The 25,712-nt window shown below is 63.5% G+C and carries 20 protein-coding genes and 1 pseudogene; 14 read left to right on the top strand and 7 right to left on the bottom strand.

The window, feature by feature from the left end:
- Positions 1 to 7: 7 nt before the first annotated feature.
- Both gltX and gltA read left to right on the top strand, forming a co-directional pair.
- Positions 8 to 1,432 carry a glutamate--tRNA ligase gene (gltX, locus tag ABD906_RS03525; RefSeq protein WP_345098236.1) on the top strand — a complete coding sequence of 475 codons (1,425 nt, stop codon included), beginning with the start codon at positions 8 to 10 and terminating at the stop codon, positions 1,430 to 1,432.
- Between the two features lie 152 nt (positions 1,433 to 1,584).
- Positions 1,585 to 2,874: a citrate synthase gene (gene gltA / locus ABD906_RS03520; RefSeq protein ID WP_345098235.1), complete on the top strand. Its 1,290-nt coding sequence runs from the start codon at positions 1,585 to 1,587 to the stop codon at positions 2,872 to 2,874.
- Positions 2,875 to 2,979: 105 nt separating this feature from the next.
- On the opposite strand, the gene ABD906_RS03515 is transcribed toward gltA, so the two are convergent.
- Complete coding sequence (locus tag ABD906_RS03515; protein ID WP_345098234.1) at positions 2,980 to 3,348, bottom strand: hypothetical protein; 369 nt, start codon at positions 3,346 to 3,348, stop codon at positions 2,980 to 2,982.
- A gap of 13 nt (positions 3,349 to 3,361) precedes the next feature.
- On the bottom strand, positions 3,362 to 3,547 hold the full coding sequence (locus tag ABD906_RS03510) for a hypothetical protein (protein WP_345098233.1): 186 nt from the start codon (positions 3,545 to 3,547) through the stop codon (positions 3,362 to 3,364).
- A gap of 470 nt (positions 3,548 to 4,017) precedes the next feature.
- On the opposite strand from ABD906_RS03510, the gene ABD906_RS03505 reads away from it, so the two are divergent.
- From ABD906_RS03505 to ABD906_RS03495, 3 genes are all read left to right on the top strand, one after another.
- Entirely contained in the window at positions 4,018 to 4,923 is a 906-nt protein-coding gene (locus ABD906_RS03505) for a 5'-methylthioadenosine/S-adenosylhomocysteine nucleosidase (RefSeq protein WP_345098232.1), read from the top strand.
- A 144-nt stretch (positions 4,924 to 5,067) separates the two neighbouring features.
- Positions 5,068 to 5,463, top strand: a complete 396-nt coding sequence (locus tag ABD906_RS03500) for a hypothetical protein (protein ID WP_345098231.1) — start codon at positions 5,068 to 5,070, stop codon at positions 5,461 to 5,463.
- A gap of 147 nt (positions 5,464 to 5,610) precedes the next feature.
- Complete coding sequence (locus ABD906_RS03495) at positions 5,611 to 7,320, top strand: alpha/beta hydrolase (protein WP_345098230.1); 1,710 nt, start codon at positions 5,611 to 5,613, stop codon at positions 7,318 to 7,320.
- A 169-nt stretch (positions 7,321 to 7,489) separates the two neighbouring features.
- Here the strand turns inward: ABD906_RS03495 and wrbA are convergent, their stop codons facing one another.
- Complete coding sequence (wrbA, locus tag ABD906_RS03490) at positions 7,490 to 8,089, bottom strand: NAD(P)H:quinone oxidoreductase type IV (protein WP_345098229.1); 600 nt, start codon at positions 8,087 to 8,089, stop codon at positions 7,490 to 7,492.
- A gap of 326 nt (positions 8,090 to 8,415) precedes the next feature.
- On the opposite strand from wrbA, the gene ABD906_RS03485 reads away from it, so the two are divergent.
- The 6 genes from ABD906_RS03485 (at position 8,416) to ABD906_RS03460 (ending at position 17,558) form a co-directional block, all read left to right on the top strand.
- Positions 8,416 to 9,156, top strand: a complete 741-nt coding sequence (locus ABD906_RS03485) for a competence/damage-inducible protein A (RefSeq protein ID WP_345098227.1) — start codon at positions 8,416 to 8,418, stop codon at positions 9,154 to 9,156.
- Between the two features lie 84 nt (positions 9,157 to 9,240).
- Positions 9,241 to 10,071 carry a universal stress protein gene (locus ABD906_RS03480; protein ID WP_345098226.1) on the top strand — a complete coding sequence of 277 codons (831 nt, stop codon included), beginning with the start codon at positions 9,241 to 9,243 and terminating at the stop codon, positions 10,069 to 10,071.
- 194 nt (positions 10,072 to 10,265) lie between these two features.
- Entirely contained in the window at positions 10,266 to 10,763 is a 498-nt protein-coding gene (gene gpt, locus ABD906_RS03475; RefSeq protein WP_345098225.1) for a xanthine phosphoribosyltransferase, read from the top strand.
- Positions 10,764 to 11,057: 294 nt separating this feature from the next.
- On the top strand, positions 11,058 to 11,546 hold the full coding sequence (locus tag ABD906_RS03470; protein WP_345098223.1) for an NUDIX hydrolase: 489 nt from the start codon (positions 11,058 to 11,060) through the stop codon (positions 11,544 to 11,546).
- Between the two features lie 184 nt (positions 11,547 to 11,730).
- Positions 11,731 to 13,251 carry an inorganic phosphate transporter gene (locus tag ABD906_RS03465; RefSeq protein WP_345098221.1) on the top strand — a complete coding sequence of 507 codons (1,521 nt, stop codon included), beginning with the start codon at positions 11,731 to 11,733 and terminating at the stop codon, positions 13,249 to 13,251.
- Positions 13,252 to 13,796: 545 nt separating this feature from the next.
- Positions 13,797 to 17,558 carry a vitamin B12-dependent ribonucleotide reductase gene (locus ABD906_RS03460; RefSeq protein ID WP_345098220.1) on the top strand — a complete coding sequence of 1,254 codons (3,762 nt, stop codon included), beginning with the start codon at positions 13,797 to 13,799 and terminating at the stop codon, positions 17,556 to 17,558.
- 143 nt (positions 17,559 to 17,701) lie between these two features.
- On the opposite strand, the pseudogene cml reads toward ABD906_RS03460, so the two are convergent.
- Positions 17,702 to 18,932 (bottom strand): annotated as a pseudogene (gene cml, locus ABD906_RS03455) (CmlA/FloR family chloramphenicol efflux MFS transporter).
- Between the two features lie 219 nt (positions 18,933 to 19,151).
- Here cml and ABD906_RS03450 point away from each other — a divergent pair.
- Complete coding sequence (locus ABD906_RS03450) at positions 19,152 to 19,637, top strand: GNAT family N-acetyltransferase (RefSeq protein ID WP_345098219.1); 486 nt, start codon at positions 19,152 to 19,154, stop codon at positions 19,635 to 19,637.
- A 262-nt stretch (positions 19,638 to 19,899) separates the two neighbouring features.
- Here ABD906_RS03450 and ABD906_RS03445 read toward each other — a convergent pair whose 3' ends face one another.
- Together ABD906_RS03445 and ABD906_RS03440 are read right to left on the bottom strand one after the other, a co-directional pair.
- Positions 19,900 to 21,123 (bottom strand): MFS transporter, encoded by a 1,224-nt coding sequence (locus ABD906_RS03445; RefSeq protein ID WP_345098218.1) that lies wholly within the window; start codon positions 21,121 to 21,123, stop codon positions 19,900 to 19,902.
- Complete coding sequence (locus tag ABD906_RS03440; protein ID WP_345098217.1) at positions 21,120 to 21,695, bottom strand: NADPH-dependent FMN reductase; 576 nt, start codon at positions 21,693 to 21,695, stop codon at positions 21,120 to 21,122. Before ABD906_RS03440 ends, ABD906_RS03445 begins: the two co-directional genes overlap by 4 nt.
- An 80-nt stretch (positions 21,696 to 21,775) precedes the next feature.
- On the opposite strand from ABD906_RS03440, the gene soxR reads away from it, so the two are divergent.
- Both soxR and ABD906_RS03430 read left to right on the top strand, forming a co-directional pair.
- The gene (soxR, locus tag ABD906_RS03435) at positions 21,776 to 22,309 is read left to right on the top strand and encodes a redox-sensitive transcriptional activator SoxR (protein ID WP_345098300.1); all 534 of its coding nucleotides are present in this window, start codon (positions 21,776 to 21,778) and stop codon (positions 22,307 to 22,309) included.
- Between the two features lie 69 nt (positions 22,310 to 22,378).
- A complete protein-coding gene (locus ABD906_RS03430) occupies positions 22,379 to 23,383 on the top strand; it encodes a glycerophosphodiester phosphodiesterase family protein (RefSeq protein WP_345098216.1) in 1,005 nt (334 codons plus the stop codon).
- Positions 23,384 to 23,702: 319 nt separating this feature from the next.
- On the opposite strand, the gene ABD906_RS03425 is transcribed toward ABD906_RS03430, so the two are convergent.
- On the bottom strand, positions 23,703 to 25,589 hold the full coding sequence (locus ABD906_RS03425; RefSeq protein WP_345098215.1) for a DEAD/DEAH box helicase: 1,887 nt from the start codon (positions 25,587 to 25,589) through the stop codon (positions 23,703 to 23,705).
- Between the last annotated feature and the right edge of the window lie 123 nt (positions 25,590 to 25,712).

Below are 25,712 nucleotides of genomic sequence, written 5' to 3'. Positions count from 1 at the left end.
AACAGTCATGTCCAAGACCGTCATCACGCGATTTGCTCCATCGCCCACGGGCTTCCTCCACATTGGTGGCGCCCGCACGGCCCTCTTCAACTGGCTCTATGCCAAGCACACCGGCGGAAAGATGCTGCTGCGCATCGAGGATACCGACCGCCAGCGCTCCACGCCGGAAGCGACGGCCGCCATCATCGACGGTCTGAAATGGCTGGAACTCGATTGGGAAGGCGAGCCCATCTCCCAGTTCGCCCGCGCCGACCGCCATCGCGAGGTCGCCGAGGAGCTCGTGCGTCGCGGCAAGGCCTATTACTGCTACGCCACGCCGGAGGAGCTGGAGCAAATGCGCGAGGAAGCCCGCGCCGCCGGCAAGCCGCCGCGCTATGACGGCCGCTGGCGCGACCGCGATCCGTCCGAAGCCCCTGCCGGGGTCAAGCCGGCCATCCGCATCAAGGCTCCCCTCGACGGCGAGACGGTGGTGCACGACCTCGTGCAGGGCGACGTCCGCTTCCCCAACAAGGACCTGGACGACTTCATCATCCTGCGTTCCGATGGCACGCCGACCTACATGCACGCCGTGGTCGTGGACGACCACGACATGGGTGTCACGCATGTCATCCGCGGCGACGACCATCTGACCAACGCGGCTCGCCAGACAATCATCTACGAAGCCATGGGCTGGGACGTGCCGGTGTGGGCGCACGTGCCGCTGATCCACGGCTCCGACGGCGCCAAGCTCTCCAAGCGCCACGGCGCGCTCGGGGTCGACGCCTACCGGGCCATGGGCTACCTGCCATCGGCGCTGCGCAACTACCTGGTCCGCCTCGGCTGGAGTCATGGCGACGATGAGGTCATGACCACCGAGCAGATGATCGAGTGGTTCGACGTCAAGGACATCAACCGCAGCGCCGCCCGCTTCGACTTCCAGAAGCTGGAAGCCCTGAACGGCATCCACATGCGCCAGATGGACGACCGGGAACTCACAAAGGTCTTCCTCGACACCCTGCCCTATATCGAGGGTGGCAACGCGTTCCTGGCGAAGCTCAACGACACGCGCCGCGAGCAGCTGGTTCAGGCCATGCCGGGCCTGAAGGAGCGTGCCAAGACGCTGGTCGAGCTGCTGGACGGTGCCCAGTTCCTGTTTGCCGACCGGCCGCTCACGCTGGACGAGAAGGCCGCCGCCCTCCTAGACGATGAGGCCCGCAAGATGCTGGGCGAACTGCTCGTTGAACTGGAGGCGATCGCCGAATGGAGCGCCGAGTCGACGGAGGCCGTCGTGCGCGACTTCGCCGAACGTACCGGCCGGAAACTCGGCAAAGTGGCCCAGCCGCTGCGCGCCGCGCTCTGCGGCCGGACGACCTCTCCGGGCATCTTCGACGTGCTCGCGGTGCTCGGTCGCGAGGAGAGTCTGGCGCGTATTCGCGATCAAGAAATGGTGTGATAGACAACAGCTATGTTGCGTCGCAATATTTGCGACGCAACGCTTGGCAACGACAGAGCAATGCGATAGCAAAGGCCCGCCGGTCGTTGTTTTCAATACCGCGCCCGGGAGGTCTTCATTGCAGTTTCAGCGGTTAATAATGAGGTGATGTCATGCCCGATCAGACGGCCAAATTGGATCTTGGCGGCAAGAGCTACGAGTTCCCTATCCGAAAAGGCACCATCGGGCCGGACGTAATAGATATCTCATCGCTTTACTCCAAGAGCGGAGCTTTCACCTACGATCCGGGCTTTACGTCGACGGCAAGCTGCGAATCCAAGATTACCTACATTGATGGCGAACAGGGCGTTCTGCTCTACCGCGGCTACCCGATCGAACAGCTCGCCGAACACGGCGATTTCCTCGAAACCTGCTATCTCCTTCTCTACGGCGAGCTGCCGAACAAGGCCCAGAAGGAAGACTTCGACTACCGTGTGACCCATCACACGATGCTGCATGAGCAGATGCTGCGCTTCTTCAGCGGCTTCCGCCGCGACGCGCACCCGATGGCCGTTATGTGCGGCACCGTCGGCGCGCTTTCCGCGTTCTACCACGACTCGACCGACATCTCCGATCCGCACCAGCGCATGGTCGCCTCGATCCGCATGATCGCCAAGATGCCGACTATCGCGGCGCTCGCCTACAAGTACCATGTCGGCCAGCCGTTCATGTACCCGCGCAATGAGCTCGACTATGCGTCGAACTTCCTGCACATGTGCTTCTCGGTGCCGTGCGAGGAGTACAAGGTGAACCCGGTTCTGGCACGCGCCATGGATCGCATCTTCATTCTCCACGCCGACCATGAGCAGAACGCCTCGACCTCGACCGTCCGCCTTGCCGGTTCGTCGGGCGCCAACCCGTTCGCCTGTATTGCCGCCGGTATCGCCTGCCTGTGGGGCCCTGCCCATGGCGGCGCCAACGAGGCCGCTCTCAACATGCTGGCCGAGATCGGCACGGTCGACCGGATTCCGGAGTACATCCGCCGCGCGAAGGACAAGAACGATCCGTTCCGCCTGATGGGCTTCGGCCACCGCGTCTACAAGAACTACGATCCGCGCGCCAAGATCATGCAGCAGACCTGCCACGAGGTGCTGAACGAGCTCGGCATCAAGGACGATCCGCTGCTCGAGGTGGCGATGGAGCTGGAACGCATCGCGCTCACCGACGAATACTTCATCGAGAAGAAGCTCTATCCGAACATCGACTTCTACTCGGGCATCACGCTGAAGGCCCTGGGCTTCCCGACCACGATGTTCACGGTTCTCTTCGCCGTCGCCCGCACGGTCGGCTGGATCGCCCAGTGGAGCGAGATGATCGAGGACCCGGCCCAGAAGATCGGCCGTCCGCGCCAGCTCTACACGGGCGCCCCGCGCCGCGATTATGTGCCGCTCAACCAGCGCTAACCGACGCAGGAAGCACGGAACACGAAGGCCGGCCTCGCGCCGGCCTTTGTTTTTGCAGGTTCGGGGGATCGGTCAGGCTTGACGCCATCCGGATCGCCCGCTTGGTCAATCGGCACTCGGCCGCGAACCACAGCGGCCTTCCAGGGACGCATCCAGCTTTTCCTTGATCCATTTGTCACTATTCCACACCGTCACGAGCCCGATGACGGACGCGATGATCAAGACGGTCCTATTGACGCTCAGCAGAAGTTGCATGAGACTGCTGTTCAACGTGGCCAAAAACAAGATCAGGAACGGAAAAAGAGTAACGCCGCGCAGCAGGGCGGCGAGATAATCAACGAGGAAATACTGGGTTCGCCTGTAGTAGCACCGTCCTCGATCCCAAAGCATGCTGAGGATGCCGAACCCGACGTTTCCCGCATCCATGAGCGGAATATCTATCCCGCTCATGAAGGCACCAAGCGCTTGCATCATGTGACGGAAGAATTCAGGCGAACAAGCCGACGGCCTTGGCGAAAATGCCAGCGGTCAGGACGCCGCCGCCCAGCGCAGCGACGATGTCCCGAACAACAGACGGATCATATCCGAAAACTGATGCTGCGATGCTGACAAGACTGACGCTGAGAATAGCCCCGCCGGCGGCAAAGCGGATTACCAGCATTGCCTTCTTCATGTCCCTACCCCCATTAGGACAACCCTCTTGTGCCATGGGTTACTCCTTCTCGCAGCAGCGATCAAGAAGAATACAACATGAACGTCAATGCGGGATGCAACTCAACCTTTTGCAGAACGTCGCTCCCGCGCCTAAAGCAACGATATCGTTGCTCCCGCTGAACGACGAATTTGCTTCAACTTATGATAGCGAAAACGACGCTCCAAAACCGGAAATGCGTTGAGTTCCGACCCCGCCTGATGCCCCATCGAAGACCCGGCCTGCCGCTGGCCGTCACTGAACGGTGCAAGGCCGGGCAATCCCAGCGGGGGCCGGATCACTCCTCGCTCCCTTCAATGTGATCTGACTAGATCTTAGTGGCGTGGCACATCTTGTGCAGAATGGCCCCGTCATCCCGATGCCGTTGCCTGGCATTCGCAGAATCATGATGATAGAGAGCACTCATTTCCATCCGCACAAAGTGTTCTGCCATGAAGCCTCTGCTTTCCTTTCTCACGCTTGCGCTCAGCACCTCCACCGCGCTCGCAGGCGATGAAGCCCGTGTCGCCGTGATGACCGCCTTCGCCCCCGAATGGAAGGCGATGCAGGACAAGATCTCCGAGCGTCAGGAGGTCGACATCAACGGCATCAAGTTCGTGCTCGGAGAGATCGAGGGCAAGGACGTGGTGGTGTTCATGTCCGGCGTCAGCATGGTCAATGCGGCCATGACGACGCAGCTCGCGATCGACAACTTCAACATCAGCGCAATCGTGTTCTCCGGCATCGCCGGCGGCGTGAACCCCGATTACCACATCGGCGACGTGATCGTTCCTGCGCGCTGGGGCCAGTACCTCGAGGCGGTGTTCGCCCGCGAAGTCGAGGACGGCAAGTTCGTGCCCCCGAGCTGGGTGAAGGTCGAATGGCCGAACTACGGCATGATCTTTCCGCGCGCGGTCGACGTCGTGCAACCGGACGGAAGCATCAAGGAGAAGTTCTGGTTCGAGAGCGATCCCGAACTGCTCAAGGTTGCCGAGAAGGTTGCCAGCGAGATGAACCTTCAGGACTGCGTCGAGGAAAACAAGTGCCTGACGCATGCACCACAGATTCGGGTGGGCGGCAATGGCGTGTCGGGCCAGGCATTTATGGACAACGCTGGCTTCCGCGAATACACCTACAAGACCTTCGAGGCTTCCGTGCTGGACATGGAGTCGGCCGCCGTCGCCCAGGTGGCGGAGATCAACCAGGTGCCCTTCATTGCTTTCCGCTCGCTCTCGGACCTCGCTGGCGGCGGCGAAGGAGAAAACGAGATGGCGACCTTCATGGGTCTCGCCGCAGCCAATTCGGCAGCCGTCGTGACAGCCTTCCTCAAGGCGCTTCCCGACACCGACTCCGAATAAGACCCGGTCCATGTGATGAGCGGCGCCCGCTGGCCGGGACCGGCGGGCGCCATTTCCATTCCGGCGACAGAGACCGGAAAGAGGCATTGCGTGCCGGATTGCGATCTGCCAGTCATGACCCCGGAGAATCCATTCCAGGAGGAAATGTTGGCGACCGAAGCTCCCATCGCAAGGCATCCGGCAGCGTGGCTGCAGCCGCTGCCCGAAGGCTACACGATCCCGCTCTGGCGCTGGATCCTGCTGCCCGCGACGGCGCTCATGCTGCGCCGGAACAAGGGGGTATGGGTGAGCGGCGAGCTGCAGCTCCTGCCCGATCGGCTCCGATTTACCGAAACCAGAATGTCAAAATCCTCGCGCAATCCATTGAGAACTTGGGAGATTCTGTTCGCCGACATTCGTGACCTGCGCGTCAAGAAGAGCCTTGCCGCCGAAACGGTCGAGATCGATCGCGGAAACGCCATGACCAGGCTCATGACGGTGCGATCCGACGATTTCATGGCCCGCGTCCGGGAGGCGCTTGAGGGAATGCAGGAGACCTGAAGCCGGAAGAGCGGGACAGCAAATCCGGGAACGTTCCTTCCTTTTCATAACCAGCCAGACGCGGCCGGCGCGTTCTTGGCAGCCCCGATGAAAAATGCCAATCATTGTCGGGTGCAGTCAGACTCCTCGCCAATCGAAAGGTGACGGATGCCCTACGCGCTTGCCGCACGCTTCATGCGGTCCCTGTCCGGCGCCGGACTGATCCTTGGCGTGCTCTTCTTCGCAGCAGCACTGACGCCAACGCTTGTGCCGCGCACCGCGACCATGCAGGGCGTTCTCAGCGGCGGCGCCTTCGCCGTCGGCTACCTGATCGGCGTCTTCCTCCGCTGGCTGTGGACCTATCTGGAACTGCCCGCCCCCGCCGACAACCTGCGGCAGAAGCTGAACGGCATCGTGCTCGCGCTCTCGGTGCTCACCGCCCTCTGGTTCCTTTGGCGCGCTGCGGAATGGCAGAATTCCATCCGGCGCGTAATGGGCATGGAGCCCGTGGATACCAGCCATCCCGTGCTGATCTCCCTCATCGCCATCGCCACGTTCCTGATGCTGCTGGTGATCGGGCGGCTGTTTGCCCTGCTCGCACGACGTGCAGCGTGGCGAATCGCGCAAGTCATGCCGCCGAGGGTAGCGAACGTTCTCGGGGTGACGCTCGCGGTCCTGGTGTTCTGGCTGCTTGCCAGCGATGTGTTCTGGCGCATGGGGTTCGACGCGATCGACGCCTCCTTCCGGGAGTATGACGCGCTCATCGACGCGGCACGGCCGCAGCCGGCGGCGCCGGAGAAATCCGGCAGCCCGGCATCGCTGATCGACTGGCAGAGCATCGGCCGCGCGGGTCGCGAGTTCATTTCCTCCGGGCCTGATGCGGCAACGATCAGCGCCTTCACAGGAAGGCCGGCGAAGGAACCCATCCGGGTCTATGTGGGGCTGAAGACGCGGGAGACGGCCGAGGAGCGGGCCGAGCTCGCGTTGCAGGAGCTTTTGCGGGTCGGCGCGTTCGAGCGGGAGCTGCTGGTGGTCGCGGTGCCGACGGGCACGGGCTGGCTCGATCCAGCGGCGATGGATTCGCTTGAATACCTGCACCACGGCGACGTGGCGACGGTCGCGATACAGTACTCCTACCTCAACAGCCCGCTGTCGCTCATCGTGGAGCCTGACCGGGGCGAGGATGCCGCCAAGGCGCTTCTGTCCGTCGTCTATCGCCACTGGACGTCGCTGCCGCGCGACAGGCGTCCCCGCCTCTACCTGCACGGCCTGAGCCTCGGCGCGCTCAACTCGCAGGGCTCGGTGGATCTCTTCCGGATGCTGGGCGATCCCGTCAATGGCGCCCTGTGGAGCGGCCCGCCCTTCGCAAGCGAACTGTGGGCGACATTCACCGCCGAGCGGGACCCCGGGTCGCCGGCGTGGCTACCACAGTATCAGGACGGCTCGGTCGTGCGTTTCATGAACCAGAATGGCTATCCGGAGGGCGCGCGCTACGCGCCCTGGGGCGCGATGCGCATCGTCTACCTGCAGTATGCGAGCGATTCCGTGACGTTCTTCTCGCCCCTCGGCTTCTTCCGCAAGCCTTCGTGGATGGATGAGCCACGCGGCCCGGATGTTTCGCCTGACCTGCGGTGGTATCCGGTGGTCACCATGCTGCAGCTGGCGCTCGACATGGCTTTCGCCACCGCGACGCCACTGGGCCATGGCCATCTCTACGCACCGGAACACTACGTGACGGCGTGGATCGAGGTGACGGAACCGCAAGGCTGGAACGATGAGAGCATCGCCCGGCTGAAACAGCACCTGCGCAGCCTGATGGAGGAAGCGGTGGAATCCATCGACGATCCGGAAGACGCCTACAGCAACCAGGGCGGGTAGGCAGTTCTTGCCGGCCAAAGGCTTCAGCAAGTGTAAGGTGACGCCGGTTCCGGGCCTCACGAAAAAGGAAAGCGGCCCGACGGGCCGCCCCTCCACCCCCCATCATCCGGTCATGCCGTCAAGCGGGGCGCTGTTCACCGACAGAGCCGCAACAGACCCGGCGGTATGCTCACTTCATCAGGCGCGCGGTGATCTCGGCTAAGCGCTTGCCCTGGAAGCGCGCGCCCTCGAGTTCCTGCTCGCTCGGGAAGCGCGAGCCGTCGCCGTCGGTGTGGGTGGTCATGCCGTAGGGGGCACCGCCGCGAACCTTGTCCACGCCCATCTGGCCCTGGTAAGCGTAGGACAGCGGCACGATGATCATGCCATGATGCTGAAGTGCAAGCTGGGTACTGGCGATCGCCAGTTCCGCGCCGCCGTGCTGGGTCGCCGTGGAGACCATCACCGTGGCCGGCTTGTCCACCAGCGCGCCGCGCATCCAGAGGCCGCCCGTCTGATCGAGGAAGTTCTTGAACTGCGAGGCCATCATGCCGTAGCGGGTGGAGACGCCGAAGATGAAACCGTCGAAGTTCTCAAGTTCCTCCGGCTTGGCGACCGGCGCTTCCTGGTCCATCTTGTAGCCGGATTTTCTCGCGATCTCCTCCGGCACGAGTTCAGGGACGCGCATGATGGTCACATCCGCGCCCGCGCTGCGGGCACCCTCGGCCGCAGCCCTGGTCAGGGCTTCCATGTGTCCATAGCTTGAATAGTAGAGCGCAAGAATCTTCGGCATTGTGCGGGTTCTCCTCAGCTGATCCATTGACGTCCAGGCCATCGAAGGCCCTCAGGAGCATGTAGGAACATGCCGTCGTCTGAAAATGGGCCAATGGGAGACACACTGTTCACCATTCCGTTCCCGGTGCCGTCCAAGGCTCCTACCCGCCTTTCGGCCGGTCGGGATTCTTGCGGACACTGCGGCGCGTTCCGCTTTTTCTCAACGGGCTGCGCTCCAGGTTTTTCAGCAGACGCATCTGCAAAACAGGTTCCCACCCCTCCCGGAACTGGTCTACAGAAATGTCAGTGCAGATTTGGCGGTCTATTGTTGAGAAGGCATTTTGAATGAGCGACGTGATTACCGCAGGCATGGTCGTGATCGGGGACGAGATCCTGTCCGGCCGCACCAAGGACAAGAACATCGGCCATCTGGCCGACATGCTGACGGCTGTCGGGATCGACCTCAAGGAAGTCCGGATCGTCGGGGACGAACAGCGCGCCATCGTAGAGGCCGTGAACAGCCTGCGGGCGGCCTACACCTATGTGTTCACCACCGGCGGCATCGGCCCTACCCATGACGACATCACCGCCGACGCCATCGCCGCCGCCTTCGGCGTGCCGTGCACCTATCACCCGGAAGCCTATGCGCTGCTGGAGGCCCATTACGCCGCGCGCGGTGTCGAATTCACCGAGGCGCGCAAGCGCATGGCGCGCACGCCCGAGGGCGCCTCGCTCATTGCCAATCCGGTTTCCGTGGCCCCTGGCTTCAACATCGGCAATGTCTATGTGATGGCGGGTGTCCCCTCCGTGTTCCAGGCCATGCTGGACAAGGTGATCCCGACGCTGCGCACGGGGCAGAAGCTCATCTCCGAGGGCATCCACTGCACTTTCCCGGAAGGCACGATCGGCGGACCGCTCGGCGACATCCAGAAGGCGCACCCGGAAACCATCATCGGGTCCTACCCGAAGTTCGACACCACGGGCGCATGGACCGAAATCGTGGTGCGTTCCCGCTCGCGGGAGAAGCTGGATGCGGCGGTGAGAGCCGTGAAGGAAATGCTTGACAGCCTCGGCCAGCGCAGTTGACCCTTCACAAGGGGATTTCGCCGGTCTCGGGGCCGGCGGCAGTCTATGGGAAGACGGAATGGGCTTAGACCCAAGGAGGATGGTATGAGCATCGGGACGCTGCTGGCGATCGTGCACAATGAAGCCGATGCGCCGAAACTGCTGGATTTCGCACTGCCCTTCGCCGCACGGCACGGCAGCCACCTGATCGGCCTGCACGCGGAGGCGCTGCCGGTGGTGCTCGCCACCCCGATGGAAGGGCCTTATCTCACGCTGGCGGACGAGCTGGAAACGCAGGCGAAAGAGCGGCATCAGCGCCTGCGCGACATGTTCGAGAGCCGCACCAAGCGGGAGAGCCTTTCAGCCGAATGGCGCGGTTTCGACAGCGTTTCCGGCGACTCCGCCATCTCCGGCATCGACAGCGCCCGCAGCTCTGACCTAGTTCTCGTGGTGCAGAACGACCCGAACGGCGTCACCTCATCCGCGGACGTCGAAGCCCTGCTCTTCCACAGCGGGCGCCCCGTGCTCTTCGTTCCGCACGCCCATTCGGGCAAGGGAGAGCCGTTCCGCAAGGCCATCATCGCCTGGAACGGCAGCAAGGAGGCCGCGCGTGCAGCCTTCGACGCGCTGCCCCTGCTCAAGGAGGCCGGACAGGTGGACATCCTGACCATCGACGCGCCGGAGAACGGCGGCCATAACGGAAGCGCGATCGCGCGCACGCTCGCCCGGCATGGTCTTGATGTCACGGTCATCGCCCGGCACACCGACAAGCAGCGGTCCGAACTCGACGTGCTGGCCAGTGCCCTCGTCGAGAGCGGTGCCGATCTTCTGGTGATGGGGGCCTTCGGCCGCTCGCGGCTCGCCGAGTTCGTTTTCGGCGGCATGACCCGCAGCGTGCTGCAGAGCATGACCGTTCCCACTCTCATGGCGCGCTAGATCCCGTCATCGGATGGCGATGCGGCCGCTGTCGCGCATTTTCTTCAGGACGCGCGCGCTTTCCCTTGCATCCTGCGGGCATGTTCCGCTAATTGCGCGCGCAAAGCCTGACGCAGCCCGGATCCGGCCGGAATCGCGGACCTGTTCCAGAATCAACCGTCCCACACGCCCGCCCCACTTGGAGTTTGCGGATCATGTCCCTGCCTGAAAAAGCCTTTCCCGTATCCTGGGATCAGTTCCATCGCGATGCGCGCGCCCTCGCCTGGCGCCTTGCCGGTGTCAACCCGAACTGGAAAGCGATCGTCTGCATCACCCGCGGCGGCCTGGTGCCCGCAGCCATCATCGCGCGCGAGCTGGGCATCCGCCTGATCGAGACGGTGTGCGTGGCCTCCTACCACGATTACACGTCGCAGGGCGAGCTGATGGTTCTCAAGGAGATCAACCCGTCGCTGCTCGCCGACGAGGGCAAGGACATCCTGATCGTCGACGATCTGACGGACACGGGCAAGACTGCAGCCATCGTCCGCGCCATGATCCCGAAGGCGCATTTCGCCACGATCTATGCGAAGCCCAAGGGACGGCCAATGGTCGACACCTTCGTCACCGAGGTGTCGCAGGATACCTGGATCTACTTCCCGTGGGACATGGGCTTTACCTACCAGCGGCCCATCGCCGAAAAGGACAAGGACTGAGCCCACCGCGGCGCCCCTTGCGGGCGCCGTTTTCGCATTTCAGACCGGAATGGCGATCCCGTCTGAACGACATGGCGATCCCGAGGCCGGTTGCGGGCCTTCAGGCCACTTCTTCAGGCCATTTCTTGAGAGTTGCCCCGCACGCCCTGTCTCGGTACCGGCGCACCCCGGCCCTGCATACCTTGCGCCCTGCCGATCTGTTGTTTTCCGCGGCTGCGGCCGCAAAACCGGTTTTCACTTTTCCCGAAGCAGCTAGTATTACGCGCAACCCAACCAGCCGCGGGACTGGCGACCATGCCGTTGCAGCTTGACTGGAAAAGCCTGCTTGAAGCGTTTCGCCGCTGGAACGGCGGCCTTCCACCCCGCATGCAGGTCGCTGCCCTGCCCTGGCGCCGCACCGGGAACGGCGATCTGGAGGTGCTGCTGGTGACGAGCCGCGGCAAGGGACGCTGGGTGCTGCCCAAGGGATGGATGAAGCCCGGGGAACAGCCGCATGAAGCCGCAGAACGGGAGGCGTTCGAGGAAGCCGGCGTTACCGGACGGCCGTCGACGGTGGAGATCGGCCGTTTCCTTTATACCAAGAGACGGAAGAAGGCCGTGCCGCTGCGTTGCGAGGTGACGGTCATCCCGCTCGAGGTTGCCGAGGAAAAGGAGAAGTGGCCCGAGCGAAAGGTCCGCAGGAAGCAATGGTTTTCGCCGCAGGAAGCGGCCCGGATGGTCGAGGAAAAAGACCTCGCCCGCCTTATCCTGAGCTTCAACAATCCACGGGAAAGTGCGTCCTGACGCCCCTATAAGCAAATTTGCCAATTTTCAGACTTGTACCGTGTGGCTACAAGCCCTAGCGCTAGCTTGAACATCAACGGAAGACCTCCTGGCTCAGCTGACGGCATGATCCATATTTCCGGGCCTGTCCCTGCTCCAACCAGTCCGCGCCGCCGGCGTCCGACGATGAGGCCAGACACTCACCATGATTGAAAAAGCTCCGGTTACCCGAAAGCAGACCCTCGACAAGGATCTCACCAAGATCATCCAGGTCGAGCAAGCGACGAGTATCCTTTCCCGCAATCTGATTGCGCCCGGTCTCGGACTGCTGTTCCTCGCCTTCGCGGGAATTCTCGCCAGCTTCTATGTCGGCGCCAACGCGAGCATGGTCATCATCGTCTCGGCAGCAGCCATCGGCGCCTACATGGCTCTGAACATCGGCGCCAACGACGTGGCCAACAACGTGGGTCCTGCAGTGGGCGCCAAGGCGCTCACCATGACGGGCGCCCTGATCATCGCGGCGGTCTTCGAGAGCTCTGGCGCATTGATTGCCGGCGGCGACGTGGTGGACACCATTTCCAAGGGCATCATCGCGCCCGAAGCCGTCGCCGATCCCAGCAATTTCGTGCTGGCGATGATGGCGGCGCTGCTTTCCTCCGCGCTGTGGGTGAATCTGGCGACCTGGATCGGCGCCCCCGTCTCCACCACCCATGCCGTGGTGGGCGGCGTGGTCGGCGCGGGCATCGCCGCAGCGGGCTTTTCAGCGGTGAACTGGCCGCTCATGGGCAATATCGCGCTGAGCTGGGTCGTGTCGCCGGTCATCGGCGGCATTGCCGCCGCGCTGGTGCTGGCTTTCATCAAGACCACCATCATCTACCAGGACGACAAGATCGCCTCGGCCCGCCGCTGGTTGCCGCTGCTCATCGCCACCATGGCCGCCTCGTTCAGCACCTATCTGGTCACCAAGGGCCTCGGCAACCTCGTTCACCTGAAGGGCTCGGCGCTGCTTGCCGTGGCCGTCACGAGCTTCGTCGTGGTGTGGGCGATCTCCCACGTTCACGTGCGGAAGCAGTCAGCCGGCATGCAGAACAGGAACCAGTCGCTGCGCAAGCTGTTCAACATCCCCCTGGTCATCTCGGCCGCCCTGCTCTCCTTCGCCCATGGAGCGAACGACGTGGCAAACGCCGTCGGCCCGCTTGCAGCCATCGTGGCCGTTGCCCAGTCCGACAACGTCAGCTCGCATGTGGAAATCCCCCTGTGGGTGATGCTCATCGGCGCATTCGGCATCTCGCTCGGCCTGCTGCTGTTCGGGCCCAAGCTCATCCAGATGGTGGGCGACCAGATCACCAAGCTCAACCAGATGCGCGCGTTCTGCGTGGCTCTCTCGGCCGCCGTCACGGTGATCGTCGCTTCCTGGCTCGGCCTTCCCGTCAGCTCGACTCACACGGCGATTGGCGCCATTTTCGGCGTCGGCTTCTTCCGCGAGTGGTACACTGCCAATTCCAAGCGCCGGAAGACCTATCTCGCCCGCCGCATGACGGAAAACGGCAACCACATCGAGAAGGACGAGAAGGAAGAACGCCCGCTTTCGGCCGAAGAGATCGTTCACCGGAAGCTCGTGCGCCGCGCCCACGTAATGACCATCGCCGCGGCCTGGGTGACCACCGTGCCGATCTCGGCGATCCTCTCTGCCTTCATCTTTTACGTTCTCAGGATGGTCAGCTGACCGTCCTGAAAACACGTTATCTTGCAGGAAGCGCGGAATTGCGCCGTTCCTGAAACCTCAACCCCCAAACGGGCGTTTCCACTAAATCCACACCATCACCACAAGATGTAGTGAATTTCCGGAAGGCTGAAACGACAGCTTGCGCTCCCTGCCCGATTCGGGTTCTTATGTCCCTGCCGGGGGCCATGCTGTCAGTCGTTGCGCGCCCGGTCCTCATACTGTTTCGCGACATTGCTGTCCGGGGGCGTTTCCATCCTCACCCTTGTCTGTCCCACGGGCGGCTTGGCGCGCGACAGTCATCCTTACGGCACTAGATCTGGTAGATCTCAGATTGATCGGCGCAGCATTTGGTGTCAGTATGATTAAGCTGTTATCACGGGCCTAAGACGGAACATGCGTCCGGCCTCAGTCTTTTCGTCTCGGCGGAAAGATGGAACACGGCGCGTCAATTGGCGGGTTTCCGAGGGCACCGCGATTGAAGCGTGAAAGCGGGGACGTGCCACCGGGGCACATTGCAAGAGTCTAGAAGGCGGAAGGGACGAAAGATGCGGTTTACACGGCGCTATACCAAGGAAGGCCAGTCACCATATGCGGAGATCCCCTTCCGCAAGGCGACGAGTGAAATCCGCAATCCCGACGGCTCGATCGTCTTCCGGCTGGCCGACATCGACGTTCCTGCCCAGTTTAGCCAGGTTGCGACCGACATCCTGGCCCAGAAGTATTTTCGCAAGGCCGGCGTGCCCGCCAAGCTGAAGCGCGTGGAGGAGAACGGCGTCCCTTCGTTCCTCTGGCGCTCGGTGGCGGATGAGAAGGCGCTGGCCAAGCTGCCCGAAGACAAGCGCTACGGCTCCGAAACGGATGCCCGGCAGGTGTTCAACCGCCTCGCCGGCACCTGGACCTACTGGGGCTGGAAAGGCGGCTACTTTGATTCGGAAGAGGACGCGCGCATCTTCATGGACGAGCTGTGCTACATGCTCGCCACGCAGCGCGTAGCGCCGAACAGTCCGCAGTGGTTCAACACCGGCCTGCACTGGGCCTATGGCATCGACGGCCCCGGCCAGGGCCACTACTACGTGGATCCGTTCACCGGCGAGCTGACCAAGTCCAATTCGGCCTACGAGCATCCGCAGCCGCACGCCTGCTTCATCCAGTCCGTCTCCGACGACCTGGTGAACGAAGGCGGCATCATGGACCTGTGGGTGCGCGAAGCGCGCCTGTTCAAGTACGGTTCTGGCACGGGCTCGAACTTCTCGTCGCTGCGCGGCGAAGGCGAGAAACTTTCAGGCGGCGGCAAGTCCTCCGGCCTCATGAGCTTCCTCAAGATCGGCGACCGCGCCGCGGGCGCCATCAAGTCGGGCGGCACCACCCGCCGCGCTGCCAAGATGGTGATCGTCGACATCGATCATCCGGACGTCGAGCAGTTCATCGACTGGAAGGTGAAGGAGGAGCAGAAGGTTGCCTCGCTCGTCACCGGCTCCAAGATCGTCAAGAAGCACCTGGAAGCCATCATGCGCGCCTGCGTGAACTGCGAGGCGGGATCGGAGGATTCCAGGGACGACTGCTTCGATCCGGCGAAGAACCCTGCCCTCAAGCGCGAGATCAAGGCCGCGAAGAAGAACGCGGTGCCGGAGAACTACATCAAGCGCGTGATCCAGTTCGCCAAGCAGGGCTTCACCTCGATCGAGTTCGACACCTATGACATCGACTGGGATTCGGAGGCCTATCTCACCGTCTCCGGCCAGAACTCGAACAACTCGGTGTCGATCAAGGACGACTTCCTGCGCGCGGTCGAGAACGATGGCGACTGGACGCTGATCCGCCGCACCGACGGCAAGCCGGCCAAGACCGTGAAGGCGCGCGAGCTGTGGGACAAGATCTCCTATGCCGCCTGGGCGTGCGCCGATCCGGGCCTGCACTTCAACACCACGATGAACGACTGGCACACCTGCCCGGTGGCCGGTCCGATCCGTGCGTCGAACCCGTGCTCGGAATACATGTTCCTGGACGACACGGCGTGCAACCTCGCCTCGATCAACCTGCTCGCCTACCGCAAAGCGGACGGTTCGTTCGACATCGAGGGCTACGAGCACACCGTGCGGCTTTGGACCGTGGTGCTGGAAATCTCGGTGATGATGGCGCAGTTCCCGTCAGCCGAGATCGCCCGCCTCTCCTACCAGTACCGCACGCTGGGCCTGGGCTACGCCAATATCGGCGGCCTGCTGATGACGTCCGGCATTCCCTATGACTCGGACGAAGGCCGCGCCATCTGCGCCGCCCTCACCGCCATCATGACCGGCACCGCCTATGCCACCTCCGCGGAGATCGCGAAGGAGCTCGGACCGTTCCCGGATTATCCGCGCAACGCCAAGCACATGCTGCGAGTGATCCGCAACCACCGTCGCGCCGCCTATGGCGAGACGGAGGGCTACGAGGAGCTGCACACCAATCCGGTGCCGCTCAAGGCGGAGGACTGCCCGTGGCCGGAGCTGGTGGCGCATGCCCGCGCGGCCTGGGACAAGGCGCTCGAGCTCGGCGAGAAGCACGGTTACCGCAACGCCCAGGCGACGGTGATCGCGCCGACCGGCACGATCGGCCTCGTGATGGACTGCGACACCACCGGCATCGAGCCCGACTTCGCGCTGGTGAAGTTCAAGAAGCTCGCCGGCGGCGGCTACTTCAAGATCATCAACCGCGCCGTGCCGGAGGCGCTGCGCACGCTCGGCTACAGCGAGAGCCAGATCGCCGAGATCGAGGCCTATGCGGTCGGCCACGGCAACCTGAACCAGGCGCCGGGCATCAACCCGACCACGCTCAAGGCCAAGGGCTTCACCGACGAGAAGATCGAGGCGATCAACAAGGCGCTGCAGAAGGCCTTCGACATCAAGTTCGTCTTCAACAAGTGGACGCTGGGCGAGGACTTCTGCAAGGAAGTGCTTGGCTTCACCGATGAGCAGCTGAACGACATGTCGTTCGAGATGCTGCCGGCGCTCGGCTTCAGCCGCAAGGACATCGAGGCGGCCAACATCCACGTCTGCGGCGCGATGACGCTGGAAGGCGCCCCGCACCTCAAGCCGGAGCACCTGCCCGTCTTCGACTGCGCCAACCCGTGCGGCAAGATCGGCAAGCGGTATCTCTCGGTCGAGAGCCACATCCGCATGCTGGCGGCGGCGCAGCCGTTCATCTCCGGCGCGATCTCCAAGACGATCAACATGCCGAACGACGCGACGGTGGAGGACTGCAAGAGCGCCTACATGCTGTCGTGGAAGCTCGGCCTCAAGGCCAATGCGCTCTACCGCGACGGCTCCAAGCTGTCGCAGCCGCTCAACGCCTCGCTGATCGCCGATGATGACGACGAGGACGAGGCCGTCGAGGCGCTGGTGGCCCAGCCCGCCTCCGCCCGCGCGATGCAGGTGACCGAGAAGATTGTCGAACGCGTGGTGGAGCGCGTGGTGCGCGAGCGCGAGAAGCTGCCGAACCGCCGCAAGGGCTACACGCAGAAGGCCGTGGTGGGCGGCCACAAGGTGTACCTGCGCACCGGCGAGTACGACGACGGTCGCCTGGGCGAGATCTTCATCGACATGCACAAGGAAGGCGCGGCCTTCCGCGCGATGATGAACAATTTCGCCATCGCCATCTCCATCGGCCTGCAGTACGGCGTGCCGCTCGAGGAATATGTGGAAGCCTTCACCTTCACGAAGTTCGAGCCGGCGGGCATCGTGATCGGCAATGACGCGATCAAGAACGCGACGTCGATCCTCGACTACGTGTTCCGCGAACTCGCGGTCTCCTATCTCGGCCGCAACGATCTTGCGCATGTGGACATGTCCGACTTCTCGAACACCTCGCTCGGACGCGGCATCAACGAAGGCAAGGCGCTCCCCTTCTCCAAGGGCCTGACGCGCGGCGCCATGTTCAAGGTGGTGACGGGCAGCTCCGAGCCTCGCGGCGAGGCAGGCTCGGCGCCGATGGGCTCGACGACCTCCAACGTGCACGCCTTCTCGTCCACGAGCGTGACGACGGTGACGGCGCTCAAGAACGTGACCAGCCTCAGCGAGGAGCCGGCCGCCTTCCTGCGCCAGCCGCAGCCCCAGCCGCAACCGGCGGCCGAGACGGTCAACACGCTCTTCACCGACAAGGCGGCCGAGGAAGCGGCCCAGGCCAAGCAGATGGAGAGCCAGCGCCGCCAGCAGGCGATCATGCAGGGCTACACCGGCTCCATGTGCATGGAGTGTCAGAACTTCACCATGGTGCGCAACGGCACCTGCGAGAAGTGCGAGACGTGCGGGGCAACGAGCGGGTGTAGCTGATACAAGGTTCGGCTAGGAACAGCCCGGCCCGGTCGAAAGACCGGGCCGGAATGACAAAGAGAACGAAAAGGAAACAGGCGAAAGAACGCCTGAAAAGACAAAGCCGACCCCCCGGGATCGGCTTGAATTCCGCGAAAATCGCCTCAGCGACGCGGAGCGGCGGAAGCGCCAGTAGACGCTGCTGCACGGGTTTCGCGTGACCGCACCAGTGCCAAGCCGGCGAGCACCACCACAGCCATCACCGTCGCATAGCAGACCAGGGGCCAGGCGGAAGCACCGTCGAGAAGCGTTACTGCCAGGGTGCCCGCGATGCTCACGATCAGGCTCTGAATGCAGAAGTAGATCGCGACAGCCGAGCCTGCGATGACATCGAAGCCCCTCAGCGCGCCGTTGGCGGTGACCGAAACGGTGAGAACGATGCCTATGGCCATCACCCACATCGGCAGGATGAAAGTGAGAAATGACGGCGAAGCGTGCGCTTCGCCTGCGGCAAGCAGTAGCGCGCCACAGACGAGCATCACCATGCCGCGCGCCACGCAACCCGCAACACCCCATCGGCCAACGAAGGCTTTGGCGAATCGTGCCGTCGTGATCATGACCAGAGCCACGGTCGCAAAGGTCAGGCTGAACCAGAATTCGGTGTAGCCTGCCCGGCCGATCAAGACACGCGGGGCCGTCGAGAAGAAGACGAAGAACGATCCCATGCCCGCACTGAAGCCCAGGGTGTAGACCCAGAACGGAAGACTCGTAAAGATCGGCAGCACCGAGGGGCGCGGGCCCGTGCCGATTGCCGGACGCGTCTCATGCCACCGGAGGCTGGCATTGGCGATGGCCAGCGCTGCGAGCGCACAAGCGTGACAAAGATCGCGCGCCAGCCGAAGCTTTCCGCGATCAGGGCACCAGCTACCGGACCAATGGCCGGGACGAATGCCAGCATCGAGCTGAACAGGCCATAGATGACGGCGTTTTCCGGACGGTCGGCATAGACGTCGCGCACTGTCGCGAAGGTGGCCACAAGTGCGGCCGACGCCCCGACAGCCTGGAGCAGGCGGAACGCCAGGAAATCTCCGGCCGTGGAGGAGCAGGCCGCACCGAGGGAGGCCGCAGCGAACAGCGCGCCGCCCGCAAGCAGCACTGGCCGTCGCCCGACGCGGTCAGAGAGCGGGCCGAACACCACCTGCCCCACCCCGAGCATAACCATGTAAAGGCTCAGCGCGAGCTGGATCACGCCGGGCGTCGTGTTCAGGATGGCCGGCATAGCCGGCACGACGGGAAGGAAGATGTCCATCGCCAGGGAGGCGAGAATGTCGAAGGCGCCATCAGCAGCAAGGCTGCCGGCAGCGTGTAAGTCCACGCAGGTCTTGGGGAAGTCATGACGAAACATCCGCTTGAACAGAGAACAAAGCGGCGCTCGTTCACCAGAAAATCGAACGATTTGGCTCTAAAGAACGCCGCAACAACGAAAGCCGTTGCTGCGGCTCACCTGTCTGCGGACTTGCCGTCTCCCATGACGTGCCCCGTTTGAACTGAGTTGGCGACTGGCATTATCCTATCCTGCCCGCCGAGTCGAGGGGCGAAGGAACGAGAGGACTGATGACGATCGGCATTCGGGAGGCCGAGGATGGCGACGCGGTGCAGATGGCGGCCATCCTCAACGAGATCATCGAAATCGGCGGGCTTACGGCGCACCTAACCCGCTTCGATGCGGAGCGCATACGGCGCACCTTCATCCATCCCGTGCGCCGCATTTCCTGCTTCGTGGCACTCGATGGCCTGCAGGTGCGCGGCTTCCAGGCGCTCGAATGGTCGGACCCGGAGTGGCCGGGCGAAGACCGGCTGCCTGCGGACTGGGCTCTCGTCTCGACCTTCGTGCAACCCGGGCATCACCGTCGCGGGATCGGCAAGGCCCTGTTCAAGAGAACTGCCGCCGCGGCCGAGGCCGCAGGGGTGCGCTTCATCGACGCCACGATAAGACAAGAAAATGCCCGGGCACAGGCCTTCTACGGGAGCCTCGGATTCGAAGAATACAGGCGCAGCGCGGATGCCGTGTCGAAGCGCTTCGCGCCGGGGTGGCGATGAGACCGGGGAGAGACCGAAGCCCGTTCTCAGATGTTTCACACTCTCAAGGAAGCTTCGAGGAGGTCCGATTTCGTCGACACACCCCCTCCCCGATCAGGTTTTCCCTCCAAAGGCTGGCAAAAATCTGTCTTCTCAGTCATTGCACTGAGTGGAAGGCAGCTGCGTCATCTTGCGAAATCAGCGGGATGCGCGCCCTTCCGGGCCTCGCATCCCCAGTGGTTGCGGGAGAGTTCCGTGCGCTCCCGCCAGCATCTGTGTCGTTTCAGCCTTGTGCGGCCTTTGCAGCCATCGACCGTCCGGAAAGCGCCAACAAGGCTGCAAGCACTGCTGCAATTCCGAGGAACACGCTGGTGAGGCCAAAAACCCCGGCATAGCCAATCCAGCTGACGAGCGGCTGGCTGACAACGGGTGACAGGAACTGCCCGAGAAAGATGCTGGCGGTCAGCGCACCTGCGACGCGGCCTCGGGCAGCCGGAGGAGCGAGCGTCATGGCGCTTGCCGCGAGTCCCGGCATGATGCAGCCCAGGCCCCCACCACCCACCATGAGCCCGACGGCGACGGCGGCGTGCGAAGACGACATTGCGATAATTGCAAAGCTTACAGCCATCACGCCAAAACCTACGGCAAAACCTCCCGGCAGGCCGACCATGGCGCGCAGGCGGCCGTAGCCGAGCGAGGCAGCGGCAACAGCGAGGTTGAAGGCGCCAAGCGTAATCCCCACCGTGCCTGGAGAATTCACGCCAAGGGCATACAGATGGAACGGCATCTGGGTAGGGATAAGATAGAAGCAAATGCTGTTGAAGACTGCCGCAAGGAGCAGGACGCTGACGGCGAGCAGTGGAACCCGGGCAGGCCCGCTGGCACCGGAATCCTGTCGTTCGTACCGTGGTTCCGTGAGGCAAAGCAACACCGCCGGCAGGATCAGAAGGGCCAGGCCATAAATGGCGAAGGGAGCCCGCCATCCTGCCCCTGCGAGCAGCCCGCCGAAGCTCATGAACAGGAGGCCGCCAATGCCGGTGAACGCTGTCTGCAAACCCATGAAGCGGTCGCGGCTTGGCCCCGCAAAGAGATCGCCGATCAGAGCAGTGGTAGCGGTAACGATCCCCGCGACGGCTGCGCCGAGCAGGGCCCGTCCGAACAGCAGCGCATAAAGAGTGTCGGCAATTAGACCCGACGTGCCTGCAAGACCGTAGAGCAGCACCGAGGCCGAAAGCACGCGCAGGCGGCCGAATCGGTCGGTGAACTTTCCCGCGAACGGTGCGATGAAGGCGATGGCGAGCGCCGGCATGGTGATCAGAAGGCGCGTCAGAAAAGCGGCATTCTCGGTACCGGCGAAATGTGCCTCGATGGCAGGAAGACCGGGCGAGATCACCGTTGCCGCCATGATGGTGAGAGAGCTGACGAACAGGAGCGTTGCCGCCGTCGCTAAGGACGGACGGAGCTCAGCGGACTCAGATCCCGACAGAGAAGCGTTGGCAGAGCTCATGCCGCCACCTCAGCGTAAGGGGCCGCCAGGCGTGCGCTGCGCAGGGTGTGTGACCACCACAGAAGACGCGCCAACAGCATGTCCAGAGCCTTTCGCTCCTCGTGCGCATCCGCCAGGCCGTTTGCGCCGAACCGCCGCCAGGGGATAGGGAAACTCACGCTGTCCCGCAGCGTTACCGCATGCAGCTCCGCAAACACCAGGCGCAGCTGTTCGACGGCGCGCAAGCCGCCCGAGATTCCGCCATAGGAAATGAACGCCACAGGCTTGGCTTGCCACTCGATATAGGCCGAATCGATCACGGCCTTCAGGGCAGCCGGATAGCCGTGATTGTATTCCGGGGTCACGACCAGGAAGGCGTCAGCTTCGTCGATGCGCTGGCGCAACGCGGCGACCGACTCCCCGCCGTTGCCCCGCCCCAGGCTGCCGAGGTCGAGACTGGCCGGGTCGATCACGTCGACCACAAAGTCCGTGCTGCTGCCGATTTCGGCCAGAACCCATCTGAAAACGGTGTCGCAATAGCGGCCTTCGCGCGCGCTGCCGAGAATGATCGTGAGCCTTGTTGGTTCAGTCATCTGGGAAAGTCTCCTTGGTTGATATCGAAGGAGACATTCTGATAAAACCTCAACTAAGGTTGAGGTCAAGGGGCAAGCTCATGACAAAAGCAACGCCGGGAAAACTGCAGAGGGAACTGAGCGTGGGTGAAGTCGCAGCCAGAAGCGGCGTGGCCGTTTCCACGCTTCACTTCTACGAATCGAAGGGGTTGATCCGCAGCAACCGCAATCGGGGCAACCAACGGCGTTATCCGCGCGAGGTGCTACGGCGCGTGGCTATCATCAAGGTGGCCCAGCGCACCGGCATACCGCTTGCGGAGATCAAGGAGGCGCTGTCCACCCTGCCGGAGGGACGCACGCCGACCGCGGCGGATTGGCGGCGGCTGTCACAGCGCTGGAAGGCGGACCTGGACTTGCGAATCGAACGGCTCACGCGACTGCGCGATCAGTTGACCGATTGCATCGGCTGCGGCTGCCTGTCGACGGAACACTGTCCGCTGCGCAACCCCTATGACGAGCTCGGGGAACAGGGACCGGGGCCCAGACTGCTGGACCCGGAATGCAATCCGTGTCCTTCAGCCACGGGCGAGGCATGCCAGACTGAGGATGGGAAAAACTGCAGCGCGATGACGTGACACGCTCCCTTCCCCGTTCCGGCCTCAATTGGCGTTAGAACTGGTCGCGGACGTCAAGGAGAGTGTTTCGTGCTTCGCAAGCTATTGATTGGAACGGCAGCAGTCGTAGCCGCGCTGTGGGCCACGAACACCTCGCTGTTTGGACCAACCCTGGAAGCGGGCAAGACACGGCTTCTGTCGCACCGCGGCGTTCACCAAACCTTCAGCGCGGAGGACCTGGAGAATGATACCTGCACGGCGGAACGAATCCTGCCCCCAACGCATGACTACATCGAAAACACAATCCCCTCGATGCGCGCCGCCTTCGAGCATGGGGCGGCGGTCGTGGAGCTGGACGTTCACCTCACGCCGGACGGCGCCTTCGCGGTCTTTCACGACTGGACGCTTGACTGCCGCACGGACGGAACAGGCGTGACCGAAGAGACGCCCATGAGCCGGCTCAAGGAGCTTGATATCGGTCATGGCTACACCGCCGATGGCGGCAGGACCTTCCCGCTGCGCGGCAAGGGTATCGGCATGATACCTGCACTGGATGAGGTGTTTCGCGCCTTTCCGGGCCGGCAATTCCTGATCAACTTCAAGAGCCAGCGGGCCGATGAGGGGCAAGCTCTCGCCGACCTTTTGAACAAGAATCCCGAATGGCGGAAAGCGACTTTCGGCGTCTATGGCGGAGAGATCCCCACTCGGGAAAGCCTGCGGCTCGTTCCCGGTCTTCGGGGTTATGACAAGACGTCGATCATCTCTTGTCTCAGCCGGTACCTTGCGCTGGGATGGAGCGGCTTCGTTCCCGCCCCCTGCCGAAACACATTGGTGATCGTGCCGCTAAACTACGCCTGGATGCTGTGGGGCTGGCCGCACCGCTTTATCGAGCGCATGAAGGCTGCCGGAAGCGAGGTCATCCTGATGGGTCCCTATCAGGGCGGCGATTTCACCGCCGGTATTGATCACGCCGGGCAACTGGCGCTCGTGCCCGACAATTTCGATGGCTATGTGTGGACCAATCGCATCGAAGTGATCGGGCCATTGTTGAATCCGCATGGCAACAGTCCTGGCCAGACCCGGGTCGGCAGGTGAATCCCGGCTGGCGGAACTCTCCGCGCCGTCTCCTGCCTTTCCGCACTCCGGCCATTGCCGCAGAAGTTCACACGCCAGCGGGTTCACGGCCCAGGATGTCCGATGCGCGGTGGTTCTCGTCGACGCCGTCGATGAGGAACACCTCCCCCTAGGCGTTATCACGGCGCAGCGGCAGGATCTCCCGATAGGCGTCGGATCCGACGCCCTGGACGGCAGAGGCCATGAAGCGCATCCTGGACAGCGCCGCCTTGTAGGGCTAGCCGCACCGCCGTGACGCTGCCGCCCAGCCCTTGGAACGGGCACACCCGCCCCAGCACGTTCATGTCAGATTCTCAGATCCCTTTGGGCTGGCCGGCTTTTCCTTCTTGCGAAAAGGCTTGCTTGAGGCTTTGCCATCCTCGCTTCGTGCCCTGTGCTTTTTCGGTGCAGCGGAGGCGGGTCCGGCTGATGCTTCATAGAAATCCCTGCGCTTGCGCGTCGCGGTGGAGCGCTCCCCGTAGGAGTGCGCAGTTTCGGAACGATCCCCTGCGAACCGTCCGCCTGAACGCCCGCCGGGGAAGCGGGTGTCGGCGCGGCGGGAGAGGTCCGGGGCGCCGTCCAGCGAGCGGACGGTGATGCCACGCTCAAGCGTCCTGTTGCGGCCCAGAGCCGAGAGGAAGGCGTCGGCGTGGGATGCTGCGATCTCCACGAAGGTCTCGTTCGCCTGCATGCGGATCGCGCCGATCTCGGCCTTGGACAGGTTGCCCACCCGGCAAAGCATCGGAATGAGCCAGCGCGGCTCGGCGTTCTGGCGCCGGCCAACCGAGAGCGAGAACCAGGCGGAAGAGCCGTAATCGCGGCGCGGGGCGCTTCCCGCTTCTCCGGTCCGCACGCGGGGGCCGCGCGCGTCAAGCGGCACTTCGGTGAGTTCCTCAGGCGCGGAATGACGGTCGCAGTAAAGGCGAACGAAGGCCGCGGCCAGGCGGTCGGCGCCGTGGCTTTCCACCAGCGTGCGCACCAGCGCCTCTTCCTCCTCGCGCACGTCTTCGGCGAAGACGGGATCGGCCAGAAGACGCTCGTCGTCACGGCGCTGCACCTCATCTGCAGAGGGGGCGTTGGCCCAGGTGGCGGTGACGCGGGCGGACTCCAGCAGGCGCTCGGCCTTGCGGCGCTGGTTCGCCGGCACGATCAGCGTACAGATGCCCTTGCGCCCTGCCCTACCCGTGCGGCCGCTGCGGTGAAGCAGGGTCTCGGGATTGGTTGGAAGGTCCGCGTGGATCACCAGGTCGAGACCCGGCAAATCAATGCCGCGAGCCGCCACGTCGGTGGCGATGCAGACGCGGGCGCGACCATCGCGCAGAGACTGGAGCGCGTGGTTTCGCTCGTTCTGGGAAAGCTCGCCGGACAGCGCCACAACCGAGACGTTGCGGTTGTTGAAACGGGCCGTGAGGTGGTTCACCGCCGCGCGCGTCGAGCAGAAGACGATCGCCATCGGCGCTTCGTAATAGCGCAGCACGTTGAAGATGGCGTGCTCGCGGTCGGAGGGCGACACAAGCAGCGCGCGATACTCGATGTCGCCGTGCTGGCGGGTCTCGGACTGGGTGGCGATACGGACCGCATCGCGCTGGTACTGTTTGGCAAGCCTGGCGATCGCCGCGGGAACGGTGGCCGAAAACATCAGCGTGCGGCGGTCGTCCGGGGCGGACTCGAGGATGAATTCCAGGTCTTCGCGGAAGCCCAGGTCCAGCATCTCGTCCGCCTCGTCGAGCACCACGACCTTCAGCGCCGACAGGTCGAGCGCCTCGCGACGGATGTGGTCGCAAATGCGGCCGGGCGTGCCCACCACGATGTGGGCGCCCCGTTCGAGCGCGCGGCGCTCGCTGCGAATGTCCATGCCGCCCACGCAGCTCGCGATCACCGCGCTTGTCTCGGCGTAAAGCCATTCGAGCTCGCGGCGCACCTGCAGCGCCAGTTCGCGCGTCGGCGCGATGACCATGGCGAGCGGCGCCGCGGCAGGGCCGAAGCGTTCCGCCTCATCCAGCAGCGTCGGCGCCATGGCAAGGCCAAAGGCCACCGTCTTGCCGGAACCGGTCTGGGCGGAAACCAGGGCATCGGATCGGGCGAGCGCCGGGTCCAGCATCGACTGCTGAACCGGGGTAAGCGTCTCATAGCCGCGATTTGCCAAAGCGCGGGCAAGCGCGGGAACGACGCCGGAAAAATCTGTCATACAAGTCTCTTTCGGAGTGGCGCATGCGTGATGCGCGTCTGGCTGCGTTCAACGCAGCAACGGGTCTCGCCGTTCCTATTGGTTATGGGAGCCAATGTCAAAGCCGTTCAGAGGTGCGCAGGG

The sequence above is a fragment of the Chelativorans composti genome (assembly GCF_039541695.1).
Lineage (GTDB): Bacteria > Pseudomonadota > Alphaproteobacteria > Rhizobiales > Rhizobiaceae > Chelativorans > Chelativorans composti.
Note: the sequence above shows the minus strand (reverse complement) of the source record. Positions and strands in the feature narration are given on the sequence as shown.

Coding starts and splice junctions, on each gene's coding strand:
- ABD906_RS03505 (WP_345098232.1), top strand. CDS start 4,018: ATGAAGCCTCTGCTTTCCTTTCTCACGCTTGCGCTCAGCACCTCCACC.
- gpt (WP_345098225.1), top strand. CDS start 10,266: ATGTCCCTGCCTGAAAAAGCCTTTCCCGTATCCTGGGATCAGTTCCAT.
- gltX (WP_345098236.1), top strand. CDS start 8: ATGTCCAAGACCGTCATCACGCGATTTGCTCCATCGCCCACGGGCTTC.
- soxR (WP_345098300.1), top strand. CDS start 21,776: ATGACAAAAGCAACGCCGGGAAAACTGCAGAGGGAACTGAGCGTGGGT.
- wrbA (WP_345098229.1), bottom strand. CDS start 8,089: ATGCCGAAGATTCTTGCGCTCTACTATTCAAGCTATGGACACATGGAA.
- ABD906_RS03500 (WP_345098231.1), top strand. CDS start 5,068: ATGTTGGCGACCGAAGCTCCCATCGCAAGGCATCCGGCAGCGTGGCTG.
- ABD906_RS03510 (WP_345098233.1), bottom strand. CDS start 3,547: ATGAAGAAGGCAATGCTGGTAATCCGCTTTGCCGCCGGCGGGGCTATT.
- ABD906_RS03465 (WP_345098221.1), top strand. CDS start 11,731: ATGATTGAAAAAGCTCCGGTTACCCGAAAGCAGACCCTCGACAAGGAT.
- ABD906_RS03440 (WP_345098217.1), bottom strand. CDS start 21,695: ATGACTGAACCAACAAGGCTCACGATCATTCTCGGCAGCGCGCGCGAA.
- ABD906_RS03485 (WP_345098227.1), top strand. CDS start 8,416: ATGAGCGACGTGATTACCGCAGGCATGGTCGTGATCGGGGACGAGATC.
- ABD906_RS03515 (WP_345098234.1), bottom strand. CDS start 3,348: ATGATGCAAGCGCTTGGTGCCTTCATGAGCGGGATAGATATTCCGCTC.
- ABD906_RS03480 (WP_345098226.1), top strand. CDS start 9,241: ATGAGCATCGGGACGCTGCTGGCGATCGTGCACAATGAAGCCGATGCG.
- ABD906_RS03460 (WP_345098220.1), top strand. CDS start 13,797: ATGCGGTTTACACGGCGCTATACCAAGGAAGGCCAGTCACCATATGCG.
- gltA (WP_345098235.1), top strand. CDS start 1,585: ATGCCCGATCAGACGGCCAAATTGGATCTTGGCGGCAAGAGCTACGAG.
- ABD906_RS03445 (WP_345098218.1), bottom strand. CDS start 21,123: ATGAGCTCTGCCAACGCTTCTCTGTCGGGATCTGAGTCCGCTGAGCTC.
- ABD906_RS03470 (WP_345098223.1), top strand. CDS start 11,058: ATGCCGTTGCAGCTTGACTGGAAAAGCCTGCTTGAAGCGTTTCGCCGC.
- ABD906_RS03495 (WP_345098230.1), top strand. CDS start 5,611: ATGCCCTACGCGCTTGCCGCACGCTTCATGCGGTCCCTGTCCGGCGCC.
- ABD906_RS03425 (WP_345098215.1), bottom strand. CDS start 25,589: ATGACAGATTTTTCCGGCGTCGTTCCCGCGCTTGCCCGCGCTTTGGCA.
- ABD906_RS03450 (WP_345098219.1), top strand. CDS start 19,152: ATGACGATCGGCATTCGGGAGGCCGAGGATGGCGACGCGGTGCAGATG.